The sequence below is a fragment of the Micromonospora sp. NPDC002296 genome, from assembly GCF_040296145.1.
GTDB lineage: Bacteria > Actinomycetota > Actinomycetes > Mycobacteriales > Micromonosporaceae > Micromonospora.
Genome location: NZ_JBEOWQ010000011.1, coordinates 86,658 through 101,367 on the forward strand (window position 1 = coordinate 86,658; position 14,710 = coordinate 101,367).

Sequence of the window (14,710 nt, forward strand, 5' to 3'; positions counted from 1 at the left end):
CGAGCCCCGCAGTCGCGAACGAAGGCGGCACGGTGAGCGTGAGGAGTGAGCGGGGTGTGCGAGCCCCGCAGTCGCGAACGAAGGCGGCACGGTGAGCGTGAGGAGTGAGCGGGGTGTGCGAGCCCCGCAGTCGCGAACGAAGGCGGCACGGTGAGCGGAGCGGTCGGGCAGGCCCCGGCCGCCGGTGTGCCGTCGGTGCGCCGCAGCCGGGACGTGCCGATGCTGGTGGAACGGGCCCGCGCCGGTGACCCCCGGGCGGTGGCCCGGCTGATCACCCTGGTCGAGTCCGGCGACGAGGCGCTGCCCCAGGTGGCGGCGGCTCTCGCCCCGTACGCCGGTCAGGCCCAGGTGGTCGGGCTGACGGGGTCCCCCGGGGTGGGCAAGTCGACCACCACCAACGAGCTGGTCCGCGCGCTGCGGGCGCGCGGGCACCGGGTCGGGGTGCTGGCCATCGATCCGTCCAGCCCGTTCACCGGCGGGGCGATCCTCGGCGACCGGGTGCGGATGCAGGACCACGCCACCGACCCGGGCGTCTACATCCGGTCGATGTCCAGCCGGGGTCACCTCGGTGGGCTGTCGGCGGCCACCCCGCAGGCGGTCCGGGTGCTGGAGGGCGCCGGCTGCGACGTGGTGCTGGTGGAGACCGTCGGCGTCGGGCAGGCCGAGGTGGAGGTCGCCTCGCTGGCCGACACGACACTGGTGCTGCTCGCCCCCGGCATGGGCGACGCCATCCAGGCGGTCAAGGCCGGCATCCTGGAGATCGCCGACGTCTTCGTGGTCAACAAGGCCGACCGGGACGGGGTCGACGCCACCGTCCGCGACATCCAGGGCATGATCGCCCTGGGCGAGCGGGGGCCCGGCGAGTGGCGGCCGCAGGTGGTCCGGTCGATCGCCTCGCGCGGCGAGGGGATCGACGACATCGCCGCCGCGATCGACAAGCACCGCGACTGGCTGGACAAGCACGACGAGCTGCGCCGCCGCCGGGAGACGCGGGCCGCCGCCGAGATCGAGGCGATCGCGCTGGGCGTGCTGCGCGCCCGGATCGGCTCGCTGCGCGACGGTACGGAGCTGTCGACGCTCGCCGCGAAGGTCGCCGAGGGGTCCCTCGACCCGTACGCCGCGGCCGACGAACTACTGGCCCAGCTCCGCTCCTGAGGCGTCCACTGCGGACCCCCACGAACTAGTACGCTCGCACCGCTCCACGGCACCGTGGGGCGGTGCGAGCGTACTGGGGGAGAGCATGGGCGACGAGGCGACGCAGGAGCTGTCGGTGACGCCGGACGCGGTGGCGGGCGGCACCACCCAGGTCTCCGACGAGGTGGTGGAGAAGATCGCCGTGGCCGCCGCGCGGTCGGTTCCCGGGGTGTCGGAGCTGGGCGGCGACGTGGCCCGGTTCTTCAACGCGGTGCTCGACAAGGTCGGCCTGGACCAGGTGGGCGATGCCCGGCGCGGCTGCTCGGCGCACGTCACGAACGGCGCGGCGGTGGTCAACCTGGTGATCGTGATCGACGCCGGCCGGCCGGTGCCGCAGGTGACCGAGGGGGTGCGGGCGGCGGTCACCCAGGCCGTCGAGGCGTACGGGCTGCGGGTCGACGAGATCAACATCCGGGTCGACGACGTGGCCATGGGCGAGCCGGTCGGCCCTCCGGCGTGAGCCGGGTTACCCGCCGGTACGAACTGCCTTAGCGATCGTTCAGGCACGGGTTCTACACTCGGTCTTCTGACGAGGACCCGAGGAGGAGCCCCGCGCATGGACGCCGACGAGATCGCTGCCGGACGGGCACGCTGGCAGGCCCGCTACGACGCCGCACGCAAGCGGGACGCCGACTTCACCACGCTCTCCGGGATGACCGTCGACCCGGTCTACGGCCCGCCGGAGGGTGTCACGTACCCGGGCTTCGAGCGGATCGGCTGGCCGGGCGAGTTCCCGTACACCCGGGGGTTGTACCCGACCGGCTACCGGGGGCGGACCTGGACGATCCGGCAGTTCGCCGGCTTCGGCAACGCCCGGCAGACCAACGAGCGCTACAAGATGATCCTCGGCGCGGGCGGCGGCGGCCTCTCCGTCGCGTTCGACATGCCGACGCTGATGGGCCGCGACTCCGACGACCCGCAGGCGCTCGGCGAGGTCGGGCACTGCGGGGTGGCCATCGACACCGCCGCCGACATGGAGACGCTCTTCGACGGCATCGACCTGGCCGGGGTCACCACGTCGATGACCATCTCGGGCCCGGCGGTGCCGGTGTTCTGCATGTACCTGGTGGCCGCCGAGCGGCAGGGCGCCGACCTGTCCGCACTGGACGGCACGCTGCAGACGGACATCTTCAAGGAGTACATCGCGCAGAAGGAGTGGCTGTTCGACCCGGAGCCGCACCTGCGCCTGATCGGCGACCTGATGGAGTACTGCGCCCGCGAGATCCCCCGGTACAAGCCGCTGTCGGTCTCCGGGTACCACATCCGCGAGGCCGGCTCGACCGCCGCGCAGGAGTTGGCGTACACCCTCGCCGACGGGTTCGGCTACGTCGAGCTGGGGCTGTCGCGCGGGCTGGATGTCAACGTCTTCGCCCCCGGGCTGAGCTTCTTCTTCGACTCGCACGTCGACTTCTTCGAGGAGATCGCCAAGTTCCGCGCCGCCCGCCGGATCTGGGCCCGCTGGCTGCGTGACGTGTACGGCGCGACCAGTGAGAAGGCGCTGTGGCTGCGGTTCCACACCCAGACCGCCGGGGTGTCGCTGACCGCCCAGCAGCCGGTCAACAACGTCGTCCGCACCGCCGTGGAGGCGCTCGCCGCGGTGCTCGGCGGGACGAACTCGCTGCACACCAACGCCCTCGACGAGACCCTGGCCCTGCCGACCGACGAGTCCGCCGAGATCGCCCTGCGTACCCAGCAGGTGCTGATGGAGGAGATCGGGGTGACCAACGTGGCCGATCCGCTCGGCGGCTCCTGGTACGTCGAGGAGCTCACCGACCGGATCGAGGCCGAGGCGGAGGAGATCTTCGCCCGGATCCGGCAGCTCGGCGGCGAGGGGCCGCACCAGATCGGCCCGATGACCTCCGGCATCCTGCGTGGCATCGAGGACGGCTGGTTCACCGGCCACATCGCCGAGTCGGCCTTCGTCTACCAGCAGGCTTTGGAGAAGGGCGACAAGCGGATCGTGGGGGTCAACTGCCACACCGGCACGGTCGCCAAGGACCTGGAGATCCTGCGCATCTCGCACGAGGTCGAGGTGGAGCAGCGCCGGATGCTGGCCGAGCGCAAGACCGCCCGGGACGACGCGGCGGTCTCCGCTGCGGTGACCCGGATGGTCGAGGTGAGCCGCACCGGGGAGAACATGATCCCGGCGATGCTCGACGCCGTCCGCGCCGAGGCCACCCTCGGCGAGATCTGCGACGCGTTGCGCGCCGAATGGGGCGTCTACCGCGAACCGGCACGCTTCTGACCGGGTGTCGCCGCACCCCTCGACGGGGTGCGGCGACACGGCCGGTGACCAGCCGCGAGAGTCACATTTGTCGCCGTCGCGGTTGATCGGAGTTGGGCGGCGGTCGTGCGAGACTAGGTAACCATGAGCGACCCACGGATCACCTCGTCGATCTTCACCCGCGGCGCGGTCGACCTCAGCGCACTGCGCGGCACCGCACCGGCCCCCACCCGTTCCAGCACACCGGCCCAGGCCGGACCGCCCCCCGGTCTGCCGGGTGGCGTCGCCACCGGCGGCGGGGCCGCCGTGATCGACGTGACAGAGGCCACCCTCCAGTCCGAGGTGCTCGAACGTTCCGTGGACCTGCCCGTCGTGGTCTTCTTCGGCGCGGCCGGTTACCCGGAGAGCGACCAGTTCGCGCCGGTGCTGGAGCGGCTGGCGGTCGAGGGCGGCGGCGCGTGGGTGCTGGCCCGGGTCGACGTCCAGGACAATCCCCGAATCGCCCAGATGTTCCAGGTCCAGGGGATCCCCACCGTCTACGCGGTCGTCGGCGGGCGGCCGGTCGACGCGTTCTCCGGGGTGGTCCCCGAGGCCCAGCTGCGCCAGTGGATCGGCGCGGTGCTCAAGGCCGGCGGGGCCACCGTCGCCGAGCCGGAGGACCCGCGCCTCGACGAGGCCGACGACGCCCTGATGGGCGGCGACCTGGACGCCGCCGAGCAGGCGTACCGGAAGATCCTCGCCGAGTCGCCGGCGGACGCCGCGGCCGAGGCCGGCCTGGCCCAGGTCGGGCTGGCCCGCCGGGTCGCCGGGGCGGACCCGGGCGCGGCGCTCGCCGCCGCCCAGGCCGACCCCGACGACGTCGAGGCCCAACTCCTCGCCGCCGACGTCGAGGTGCTCAGCGGCATGGCGGAGCAGGCCTACCAGCGCCTGGTCGCCCTGGTCCGCCGCAGCGCCGGCGAAGACCGGGAGAAGGTCCGCCAACACCTGGTCGGCCTGTTCACCGTCGCCGGGCCGGACGACCCCGCCGTCGCCTCCGCCCGCCGCGCCCTGGCCAGCGCCCTGTTCTGAGTTCCGCCGTACGCCAGCGCGGGCCGGCGTTCGCCGGCCCGCCCGACACACGAGGACGGGAGCCCATATGCGCCGAATCGCCGTCCTCGACGCGCCGTCCAACCTCGGGCTGCGCCCGCCCACCCCCACCGCCGTCCCCGGCTGCGGCAAAGCCCCCGGCGCGCTGCGCGACCAGGGCCTGCTGGCCCGGCTGCGGGCCCGCGACGCCGGCTGCCTCACCCCGCCCCGGTACGACCCGGGCGACTGGCGTCCCGGCGACGGCGTCTGCCACGCCCCGGAGATCGCCGCGTACTCGGCCGCGCTGGCCGACCGGATCGGCTCGATCATCGACCGGGGGGAGTTCCCGCTCGTGCTCGGCGGGGACTGCTCGATCCTGCTCGGCTCGGCGCTGGCCATGCACCGGCTCGGCGAGGCGGTCGGCGGCCGGATCGGGCTCGTCTTCGTCGACGGCCACTCCGACTTCCGGCACCCCGGCAACGCCTCCTACGTCGGTGCCGCGGCGGGGGAGGACCTGGCCCTGGTCACCGGGCGCGGGCAGGCCGACCTGGCGGCCATCGAGGGACGCCGGCCGTACTTCCGGGACATCGACGTGGTGGTGCTCGGCATCCGGGCGCAGGACGAGTACCGCCTCGACCTCCAGGCCGCCGGGATCACCACCCGGCCGGTGCCGGCGCTGCGCGCCGAGGGTGCGGCCCGCACCGCCCAGTGGGCGCACGAGGAGCTGGCCGACTGCGCCGGGTACTGGGTGCACGTCGACGTGGACGTGCTCGACCCGGCGGTGATGCCGGCGGTGGACGCCCCGGACGCGGGCGGGATCGCCTTCGCCGAGCTGGAGATCCTGCTCGCCGGGCTGGTGGACACCCCGCACTGCCTGGGCGTCGAGCTGACCGTCTTCGACCCCGACTACGACCAGGACGGGGCGTACGCCGCCGAGATCGTCAACACGGTGGTGGCCGGGCTGGCCCCGGTCACCGCACCGAGCGCGGTGTCGCCCCGGCTGCTCCCGGCGGCCCCCGACCCGCGCCCTCCCTCGGCCGGCCGCCCAGCCGTCTCCGGGGCCCTACCAGCCGATGCGCCGCACCGGGATGCGGCGGGGGATCCGGTCGATGTCGACTTCCCCGCCGATGCCGCCCTGCCCACCGCCCTCGCCCTGCCCGCCGGCTCCGTCCTGCCCGCCGCCGTCTCCGCCCTCACCGGCGACCTCGACGGCGCCGCCGGCGGGTTGGAGGAGCCGGACAGGTCGGTGGATCCGGGCGGCCCGACCGAGGGTGCCCCGGGCCCGGTCCTGGAACCCGTCGGGCCCCCCGCCTCGGCCGGCCCGGGCCTGTTGCGCCGTGGTTCCGCACCCGCTCCGGGCGTCAGCCGCCCCGGCACGGGCGATGACACGTCGCATTCCGCAGCTGGGATCGCCTGACGCGTGGTCGGTCTTGCCGGACGGTGGGGCGGTCAGGAGGCGGCGAGGGCGCGCAGGAAGCGTTCGCTGATCGGCACCGCGCTGGCCGTGCTGGACCCGCCCCGCTCCACGAAGACCGCGAACGCCACGTCGCCCTGCCAACCGATGAACCAGGCGTGGGTGTGCGCGGGGTTGTCGTCGTACTCGGCGGTGCCGGTCTTGCCGTGCACCGGGCCGCCGGGGACGTCCTTCAGCGCGCCGGCGGTGCCGGCGGTGACGACCTCGCGCATCATGGTCCGCAGCGGCTGCACCGACTCCGACTTCAGCTCCGGGCCTGCCGGCGCGGCCTTGGCCGGAGCCGGGTCGAGGACCAGTTTCGGCTGCTCCCAGCGGCCCCGGGCGACGGCGGCGGTGGCGGCGGCCATGGCCAGCGGGCTGACCACGGTGGTGCCCTGCCCGAACGAGGCGGCGGCCTGTTCGGCCGGGGAACCGTTCGCCGAGACCTTGCCGGTGAACACGTCGACGCCCAGGTCCCACCCGGCCTCCAGGCCGAGCGCCCGCCCGGTCTGGGCGAGGCCGTCCGCGCCCAGCTTCGGGGCGAGCGCGGCGAACGCGGTGTTGCAGGACTTCGCGAAGTCGGTGCGGAACGGCACCGAGCCGAGGGCGAAGTTGTCGGAGTTCTTGAACGACCGCCCGTCCACCGTGAACGTCTTCGGGCAGGCGACCGGGCCGTCCAGAGTGACCGCACCCCGGTCCAGCAGGCCGAGGGCGCTGACCATCTTGAACGTCGAGCCGGGCGGGACCTGGGCGGTGAAGGCCAGGTTCTCCCCGGCGGCCCCCGGCCCGTTCGCGGCGGCCAGCACCGCGCCGTCGCTGATCCGCACCGCCACCAGGGCCGCGCGGCGCTTCTCCCCGCGCAGCGCGGTGTCGGCGGCGTTCTGGGTGGCCACGTCGAGGGTGGTCCTCACCGCCTGCCCGGCCTTCGGCTCCTCGCGGAACAGCGTCGTGCCGTTCGGCACGACGGTGCCGTCCGGCCCCGTCCGCTCGCTGATCACGGTCAGCCCGGGCAGGCCGCGCAGCCGTTCGTCGTACCGGCCCTGGAGGCCGCCGTGGCCGACCAGGTCGCCTCGCCGGTACCGGTCGGGGTGGGCGGCCAGGTCGTCGGCCTGGGCCTGGTCGACCGAGCCGAGCAGCGCCCGGGCGAACTCGCGGGTGGGGGCGAGGTCGAGCTTCTCGGCCCGGAACTTGGTGCCGGGCAGGTCGTAGACCCGCGAGCGGATCTGCCGGTACGCCTCGTCGCGCAGCGTCACGACCTCGACGAACGCGCCCGGGTCGGCCTCGGCGAGGCGTTTGGGCAGGTCGGCGAGGTCGACCGGCGGGGTGAGCGCCGGCCGGATCGCCCGGAACGCGGCGTCGAGCTTCCGGGACACCGCCTTCACGTCGGTGACCTCGCTCGGTTGCAGCCCGATCCGGACCACCGGGCGGGGCGCCACGACCGGCGCACCCGCGCTGTCGAGCACCCCGGACCGGGGCGCGACGTCCCGGCGCACCGCCAGCCGGTCGCCCGCGGTGAGCTGCTCGTGCACCACCTGCGGCTCCCAGATCACCTGCCACTGGTCGTCGCCGCCCCGGGTGAGCCGTACCTGCCGGTCGTACCCCCAGCGGGTGCCGGACGGGGGCAGGGTCCAGTCCACCCGGATGCCGGCGGTCGCGATGTTCGCGTCGATCTTCGGGTCCCCGGTGCGGCGCAGCGCCGGTGGGGTGGCCGCCAGCTCTCCGGAGAGCTCCCGGATCTCCCGCGTCACGTCGGCGGCGGGCACCTTCCTCCCGGTCGGGTCGACGAAGCCGACCGCCTGGAGGTCGCCCTTGCCCCAACCGGACAGGAAGGCGTCCACGGCGCGTTCCGGACCGTCCTCGGCGGAGCAGCCGGTCAGCGCGGCGGCGGCCAGCGTGGTGGCCGCGAGCGCCGCGACCAGCCGGCGGGAGCGCGATCGGCGGGGCCCACCAGGGGGGTACGACAGGCGCATTTGGCCGTCCTTCCGAATCTCGGGCTTCCGCCACGGTAGTACGGGCCCGCCGGGCGCACTGCCCCGTCCGGCCCGCCACGTGCGCAAAGAGGGCTCGCGAAGGTGTGATGAACATCCCGACCGGGGTACTCCCCAGCCGGCTGACCGCATATCTGCAACGGGTGAAAGGACAGAGTCCCGAACCGGAAGTCCGGCCGGTGGTCCGCCGAGGAAGGCACGGAGCGGCAGGGCCTAGGCTGGGCGGCAGAGTGACCCACAATGCGGTGGGTCGAGGGGAGTGGCACCGATGGACCGGCGTCCGGCGATCAAACCGGGACCCGACCTCCGGCAGGATGACACCGGCCGGGACGACTTCGATTCGACGACCGACGGGGACGGCTTCGGCCGGCTCGACACGGGAGCGACCGGGATGACCGGTTCGAGCATCGACACCATCTATGATCTCGGGCTGCCCATGGAGGCGTTGGCCGACGACGTGGAGGATGCCGAGCTCGACGAGCCGGTGCCGAACGTGGAGCGCCTGGTCGCCCAGGCGGTCGCGCTCGCCGGGGACGACCACGACGCGGCGACACTGGTCGGGCGCTTCTGGCGGTTCGCCCCGGACGAGGAACTGATCGGGTTCACGGCCGAGGAGATGCTCGACGCCGCCCGGGCCCACTGGGACCTGGCGCAGCAGCGGGTACCGGGCGAGTTGAAGCTGCGCATCCACGAACCGGACGCCGACCAGCACCACACGGTGATCGAGATCGTCACCGACGACATGCCGTTCCTGGTCGACTCGGTGACCGCCCTGCTCAACGCCCACCACCTCGACGTACATCTGCTGGTGCACCCGCTGGTGGTGGTGCGCCGGGAGCCGCTGGGCCGGTTGACCGAGGTCTCCGCGGACGTGGAGCCCGACGACGCGATCGACGGGGACCTGGTCGAGAGCTGGATGCGGATCGAGATCGACCCGGTCCGCGACGCCGGCGAGCGGGAGAAGCTGCGCCGCGAGCTGCAACGGGTGCTGACCGACGTGCGGGAGGCGGTCGAGGACTGGCCGAAGATGCGCCAGCGCGCCCTGGCCCTGGCCGACGAGCTGGCCGCCGCCCGGACCGCCGACAACCGCCCGCCGGTGCCGGAGAAGGACATCACCGACTCGGTGGAGCTGCTGCGCTGGCTGGCCCACGACCACTTCACCTTCCTCGGCTACCGCGAGTACCGGCTGGTGGACGCCCCCGACGGTGAGGGCTCGGCGGTGGAGGCGGTGCTCGGCACCGGCCTGGGCATCCTGCGCTCGGACTCCCCGGAGGTGCGGGCGCTGTCCTCGATGACGTCCGAGGCGCACGAGAGGGCGCTGGAGAAGCGCCTGCTGATCATCACCAAGGCGAACTCCCGGGCCACCGTGCACCGCTCGGCGTACCTGGACTACATCGGCTTCAAGATCTTCGACGAGGCCGGTCAGGTGATCGGCGAGCGGCGCTTCCTGGGGCTGTTCTCCACTGCGGCGTACCGGACGAGCGTCCGGGAGCTGCCGGTGGTCCGCCGCAAGGTGGCCGAGGTGCTGGACCGTTCCGGCCTGAGCCGACGCAGCCACTCGGGCAAGGACCTGCTCCAGATCCTGGAGACGTATCCGCGCGACGAGTTGTTCCAGATCAAGACCGAGGATCTGTACCACGCGGTGATCGGCGTGCTGCGGATGGCCGGCCGCCGGCAACTGCGGGTCTTCCTGCGGCGGGACGCGTACGGGCGGTTCATCTCCTGCCTGATCTACCTGCCCCGGGACCGGTTCACCACGCAGAACCGGCTGCGCATGCAGGACATCCTGCTGCGTGAGCTGAACGGCGTCGGGGTGGACTACACCACCCGGGTCACCGAGTCGATGCTGGCCCGGGTGCACTTCATCGTCCGCACCGACCCGACCCGGCCACCCGGGGACATCGACGCCGACCTGCTCGCCGAGGAGTTGGCCGACGCCACCCGGCTGTGGGACGACGACTACCGCCTCGTGCTGGAGCGCAAGCTCGGCGACGAGCAGGCCAAGCACCTGTTCAGCCGGTACGCCGACGCCTTCCCGGAGGGCTACAAGGACGGGCACACGCCGTACGAGGCGATGAAGGACCTGGCGAAGCTGGAGCTGCTGGAGGAGCCCGGCCAGCTTGAGATGCACCTGTTCCGCAAGCAGCTCGCGCCGCGCGGCAACGGCGCGGGCCGGGGCACGGACCTAGACGAGGCGATGGACGTCCGGTTCAAGGTCTACCGGTACGGCGAGCCGATGATGCTCTCCGCGGTGCTGCCGGTGCTGCATTCCCTCGGCGTCCGGGTGGTCGACGAGCACCCGTACGAGGTGGATCGGATCGACGGCAGGGTCTACCTGTACGACTTCGGCCTGCAACTGCCCGAGGGCCACCAGGAACTGGCCGAGGTGCGCCCGCACGTGGAGAACGCCTTCGCGGCGGCGTGGCGGGGCGAGGCCGAGGTCGACGGCTTCAACGAGCTGGTGCTGCGCGGCGGGCTCACCTGGCGGCAGGTGGTGGTGCTGCGGGCGTACGCGAAGTACCTGCGACAGACCGGGACGGTCTTCTCCCAGGAGTACATGGAGCAGACCTTCATCGCGTACCCGCGGATCACCGCGCTGCTGGTGGAGCTCTTCGAGACCCGCTTCGCCCCCGGGGAGGCGACCGCCGAGCAGCGCCACGGGCGCAGCGGCGAGCTGGTGAAGGAGATCGACGCCGCGCTGGACGACGTGGTCAGCCTCGACCAGGACCGGATCCTGCGGTCGTACCTGACGCTGATCCAGGCCACCCTGCGCACCAGCTTCTACCAGAAGCCGGTCGGCGGGCGGCCGAAGGCGTACGTGGCCTTCAAGCTGGACCCGCAGGCCATCCCGGACCTGCCCGCCCCCCGGCCGAAGTTCGAGATCTTCGTCTACTCGCCCCGGTTCGAGGGCGTGCACCTGCGGTACGGGCCGGTGGCCCGGGGCGGGCTGCGCTGGTCCGACCGGCGGGAGGACTTCCGGACCGAGGTGCTCGGCCTGGTCAAGGCGCAGATGGTGAAGAACGCCGTGATCGTGCCGGTGGGCGCCAAGGGCGGCTTCGTGCTCAAGCAGAAGCCGGGGGACCGGGACGAGGCGGTCGCCTGCTACCAGGAGTTCGTCGGCGCGATGCTCGACATCACCGACAACATCGCCGCCGGCGAGATCGTGCCGCCCGACGACGTGGTCCGCCACGACGGCGACGACCCGTACCTGGTGGTGGCGGCGGACAAGGGCACGGCCACGTTCTCCGACATCGCCAACGAGATCTCGGCGGCGCACAACTTCTGGCTCGGCGACGCGTTCGCCTCCGGCGGCTCGGCCGGGTACGACCACAAGAAGATGGGCATCACCGCCCGGGGCGCCTGGGAGTCGGTGAAGCGGCACTTCCGGGAGCTGGGGCACGACACCCAGACCCAGGACTTCACCGTGGTCGGCGTCGGCGACATGTCCGGCGACGTGTTCGGCAACGGGATGCTGCTGTCCGAGCACATCCGGCTGGTGGCCGCGTTCGACCACCGGCATCTCTTCCTCGACCCGGACCCGGACGCCGCCGCCTCGTACGCCGAGCGCAAGCGGCTGTTCGACCTGCCCCGGTCGTCCTGGGAGGACTACGACCGGTCGCTGATCTCCGAAGGGGGCGGGGTGTACCCGCGCGCGGCGAAGTCGGTGCCGATCTCGCCGCAGGTCCGGGCGGCCCTCGGGCTGGACGACGACGTCAGCCAGCTCTCCCCGCAGGAGCTGATGAAGGCGATCCTCACCGCGCCGGTGGACCTGTTCTGGAACGGTGGCATCGGCACCTACATCAAGGCGTCCAGCCAGACCAACGCGGAGGTGGGCGACAAGTCCAACGACGCGATCCGGGTGGACGGCAAGGCGCTGCGCTGCCGGGTGGTCGGCGAGGGCGGCAACCTCGGTTGCACCCAGCTCGGGCGGATCGAGTACGCCCGGGCGGGCGGGCGGATCTACACCGACTTCATCGACAACGCGGCCGGGGTGGACTGCTCCGACCACGAGGTGAACATCAAGATCTTGCTCAACACGGCCGTCGCGGACGAGGCGCTGACCCGGCCCGAGCGCGACGAGCTGCTGGCCGGGATGACCGAAGAGGTCGGCGAGCTGGTGCTGCGGGACAACTACGACCAGGCCCGGGCGATCAACAACTCGCAGGCCCAGGCCGCCTCGCTGCTGCCGGTGCACCGCCGGATGATCGGCGAGCTGGAGCGCTCGGGGGCGCTGGACCGGGCGTTGGAAGGGCTGCCGCCGGACGACGAGCTGGCGGTGCGCACCGAGTCCGGGCTGACCGCGCCGGAGTTCGCGGTGCTGCTGGCGTACGTGAAGATCGTGCTGGAACGGGAGATCCTCGCCGAGGGCCTCGCCGACGAGGAGTGGACGACCGAGGTGCTGGTCAACTACTTCCCGACCCCGATGCGGGAGCGGTTCGCCGACCGGATGGGCCAGCACCGGCTGCGCCGGGACATCGTGACCACCGTGCTGGTGAACGAGGCGATCAACCGGGGCGGCATCTCGTTCGTGTTCCGGGTGGTCGAGGAGACCGCGGCGTCCGCGGCGGACGTGATCCGGGCGTACGTGGTGGTCCGCGAGGTGTTCGGGCTGCGCGAGTTGTGGGACGCGGTCGAGGCGCTCGACAACAAGGTCGACCCCGAGCTGCAGACCGCCGTCTACCTGGACACCCGGCGGCTGCTCGATCGGGCGGTGCGCTGGCTGGTCACCAACCGGCGCTCGCCGATCGACGTGCCGGCCGAGACCGCCCGGCTGCGCGACGGGGTGGCCCGGCTGCTGCCCGGCCTGGAGAACCTCTTCTTCGGCAGCGAGCGGGAGGCCATCGCCGCGCACATCGACGAGATGACCTCCCGAGGGCTGCCGCGTGGCCTGGCCGAGCAGGCGACCCGCCTGATGTACAGCTTCGGGCTGCTCGACGTGGTGGAGACCTCGGCGAGCACCGGTCCGGACGTCGGCGAGGTGGCCTCGGTCTACTTCGTCCTGTCCGACCGGTTCCGGGTCGACTCCCTGCTGTCGAAGATCTCCCTGCTGCCGCGGGAGGACCGCTGGCAGACGCTGGCCCGGATGGCGCTGCGCTACGACCTGTACGCCGCGCTGGCCGCGCTCACCGCGGAGGTCCTCGGCTCCACCCCGAACGACCTGCCGCCGCTGGAGCGGGTGTTGCAGTGGGAACAGTCGAACGCCACCTCGATCCACCGCGCCCAGCGGGCGATGGGGGAGTTCGACGAGTCCCGGGCGGACCTCGCCGCACTGTCGGTGCTGCTGCGTCAGATCCGTACCCTGGTGCGGACCTCGGCGGCCTGAGTCGTCCGGAGCGTGCCGCGGCCGGTCGGTTTCCCCGACCGGCCGTGGCGCGTCCCGGGGGCCGACCGTCCCCACTCTCAGCCGGTCATCGTCGCGAAGACGACGACGTTGTCCAGGTAGCTGCCCGCGTTCTTGTCGAACTGCCCGCCGCAGGTGACGACCCGCAGGCCGGCCCGGTCGTTCGGGCCGTAGACCAGCTCGGTGGGAAAGGCCTTCTTCGGGTACGCCTTCACCTCGTCGACGGTGAAGGCGGCCTGACTGCCGTCGTCCCGCGACACCGTGATGGCGTCGCCCGGCTGGAGCGCGCCGAGTGAGAAGAAGACGGCGGGACCGCCGACCTTCGCCGAGTCGACGTGCCCGACGACCACCGCGTTGCCGATCTCCCCGGGGCTCGGCCCCGGGGAGTACCAGCCCGCGCTCAGGGCCTGCTCCAGCGACGGGACCTGGACGGTGCCGTCGGGGTTGGTGCCCAGCGTCATGATCGGGGCGTCGACCCCGATCCGGGGGATGGCGATGGTGGTCGGCGTGGCCCGGCCCAGCCCGACCGTCGGTTGTCCCTCGCCGGCCGACCCGGTGTCGGGGTTGGTGGGCTCCTGGTCGACGCCGGGCCCGGTGGTGGCGTGGACGTCCGCGCCGGCCTGGGACAGCGGCTGAGGTGGGCGGGGCGCGGGCTCGGGCGCGCTGCGCAGCGAGGCGCCCACCAGGCCGGCACCGACCATCGCGAGCGTGACGACGACGGCCGCGCCGGCGGCACGCCACGGTCTCCCGTGGCGGCCGCCGGCCGGTGTCGCCGTCACGTCAGACGAGGGACCCATTGACCCGACGCCGCCGCATCAGCACGATGCCGCCGAGCGCCGCGGCGCCCAGCATGCCCGCCCCGGTGGTGACCATCCCGCGGTCGGTGCCGGTGGTCGCGCCGCCGTCACCGCCCTCGACGTGGCCGCGCGGGAGCACGACCAGCTCCCCCTCGCCGCAGGAGCCGTGCAGCTTGTGGCGGCCCGGCTCGGCGTCCTCGGAGACCTCGGCCTCGCCGAAGTAGACGAAGTCCTTCTTGTGCTCCCAGGACCGCTCGTCCTCGCCGCGGCCGGAGTCCTTGCCGTGCTCGGAGTCGTTGCCGCGGCCGGAGTCCTTGCCGTGCTCGTTGCCGCGGCCCGAGTCCTTGCCGTGCTCGGAGTCCTCGCCGCGCCCCGAGTCCTTGCCGTGCTCGTTGCCGCGGCCCGAGTCGTTGCCGTAGCTGGAGTCCTTGCCGTGGCCCGACTCCTCGTCCCGGCCCCAGCCGGAGCCCTCGTCGGACCGGTCCTTCCCGGACTCCTTGCCGTGGTCCTTCTCGGCCTTCTGGCCCTGCTCGTAGCCGCCCCAGTCCTGCTCGCCGTACGGGTCGGCGGTGCCGCCGCCCTTGCCACCCGACTCCCCGCCAGGCTTGCCCTGGTCCTCGCCCGGCTTGCCGTTGTCCTTGCCCTGCT

7 protein-coding genes and 2 pseudogenes are annotated in these 14,710 nt (G+C 73.0%); 6 read left to right on the forward strand and 3 right to left on the reverse strand.

Annotated features, from left to right (window positions below; genetic code table 11):
* Positions 1-219 precede the first annotated feature (219 nt).
* The 5 genes and pseudogenes from meaB to ABT023_RS12200 form a co-directional block, all read left to right on the forward strand.
* Complete coding sequence (meaB, locus tag ABT023_RS12180; RefSeq protein ID WP_502890657.1) at positions 220-1,155, forward strand: methylmalonyl Co-A mutase-associated GTPase MeaB; 936 nt, start codon at positions 220-222, stop codon at positions 1,153-1,155.
* A gap of 85 nt (positions 1,156-1,240) precedes the next feature.
* Entirely contained in the window at positions 1,241-1,654 is a 414-nt protein-coding gene (locus tag ABT023_RS12185) for an Asp23/Gls24 family envelope stress response protein (RefSeq protein WP_350884493.1), read from the forward strand.
* A 96-nt stretch (positions 1,655-1,750) separates the two neighbouring features.
* Complete coding sequence (gene icmA / locus ABT023_RS12190) at positions 1,751-3,439, forward strand: coenzyme B12-dependent isobutyryl-CoA mutase large subunit (protein ID WP_350884495.1); 1,689 nt, start codon at positions 1,751-1,753, stop codon at positions 3,437-3,439.
* 123 nt (positions 3,440-3,562) lie between these two features.
* A complete protein-coding gene (locus ABT023_RS12195; RefSeq protein WP_350884497.1) occupies positions 3,563-4,486 on the forward strand; it encodes a tetratricopeptide repeat protein in 924 nt (307 codons plus the stop codon).
* 67 nt (positions 4,487-4,553) lie between these two features.
* A pseudogene (locus ABT023_RS12200) lies at positions 4,554-5,703 on the forward strand (arginase family protein); the annotation flags it as partial.
* Between the two features lie 229 nt (positions 5,704-5,932).
* Here the strand turns inward: ABT023_RS12200 and ABT023_RS12205 are convergent.
* On the reverse strand, positions 5,933-7,906 hold the full coding sequence (locus ABT023_RS12205; protein WP_350884499.1) for a penicillin-binding transpeptidase domain-containing protein: 1,974 nt from the start codon (positions 7,904-7,906) through the stop codon (positions 5,933-5,935).
* A gap of 286 nt (positions 7,907-8,192) precedes the next feature.
* On the opposite strand from ABT023_RS12205, the gene ABT023_RS12210 reads away from it, so the two are divergent.
* The gene (locus ABT023_RS12210) at positions 8,193-13,247 is read left to right on the forward strand and encodes an NAD-glutamate dehydrogenase (RefSeq protein WP_350884501.1); all 5,055 of its coding nucleotides are present in this window, start codon (positions 8,193-8,195) and stop codon (positions 13,245-13,247) included.
* 77 nt (positions 13,248-13,324) lie between these two features.
* Here the strand turns inward: ABT023_RS12210 and ABT023_RS12215 are convergent, their stop codons facing one another.
* Both ABT023_RS12215 and ABT023_RS12220 read right to left on the reverse strand, forming a co-directional pair.
* Positions 13,325-14,044, reverse strand: a complete 720-nt coding sequence (locus tag ABT023_RS12215; RefSeq protein ID WP_350884503.1) for a class F sortase — start codon at positions 14,042-14,044, stop codon at positions 13,325-13,327.
* 1 nt (position 14,045) lies between these two features.
* Positions 14,046-14,710: pseudogene (locus tag ABT023_RS12220) on the reverse strand (hypothetical protein); the annotation flags it as partial.

Excerpts from the sequence above, each read along its gene's own strand:
- ABT023_RS12195 (WP_350884497.1), top strand. The coding sequence starts at position 3,563 with ATGAGCGACCCACGGATCACCTCGTCGATCTTCACCCGCGGCGCGGTC.
- ABT023_RS12210 (WP_350884501.1), top strand. The coding sequence starts at position 8,193 with ATGGACCGGCGTCCGGCGATCAAACCGGGACCCGACCTCCGGCAGGAT.
- ABT023_RS12185 (WP_350884493.1), top strand. The coding sequence starts at position 1,241 with ATGGGCGACGAGGCGACGCAGGAGCTGTCGGTGACGCCGGACGCGGTG.
- meaB (WP_502890657.1), top strand. The coding sequence starts at position 220 with ATGCTGGTGGAACGGGCCCGCGCCGGTGACCCCCGGGCGGTGGCCCGG.
- icmA (WP_350884495.1), top strand. The coding sequence starts at position 1,751 with ATGGACGCCGACGAGATCGCTGCCGGACGGGCACGCTGGCAGGCCCGC.
- ABT023_RS12205 (WP_350884499.1), bottom strand. The coding sequence starts at position 7,906 with ATGCGCCTGTCGTACCCCCCTGGTGGGCCCCGCCGATCGCGCTCCCGC.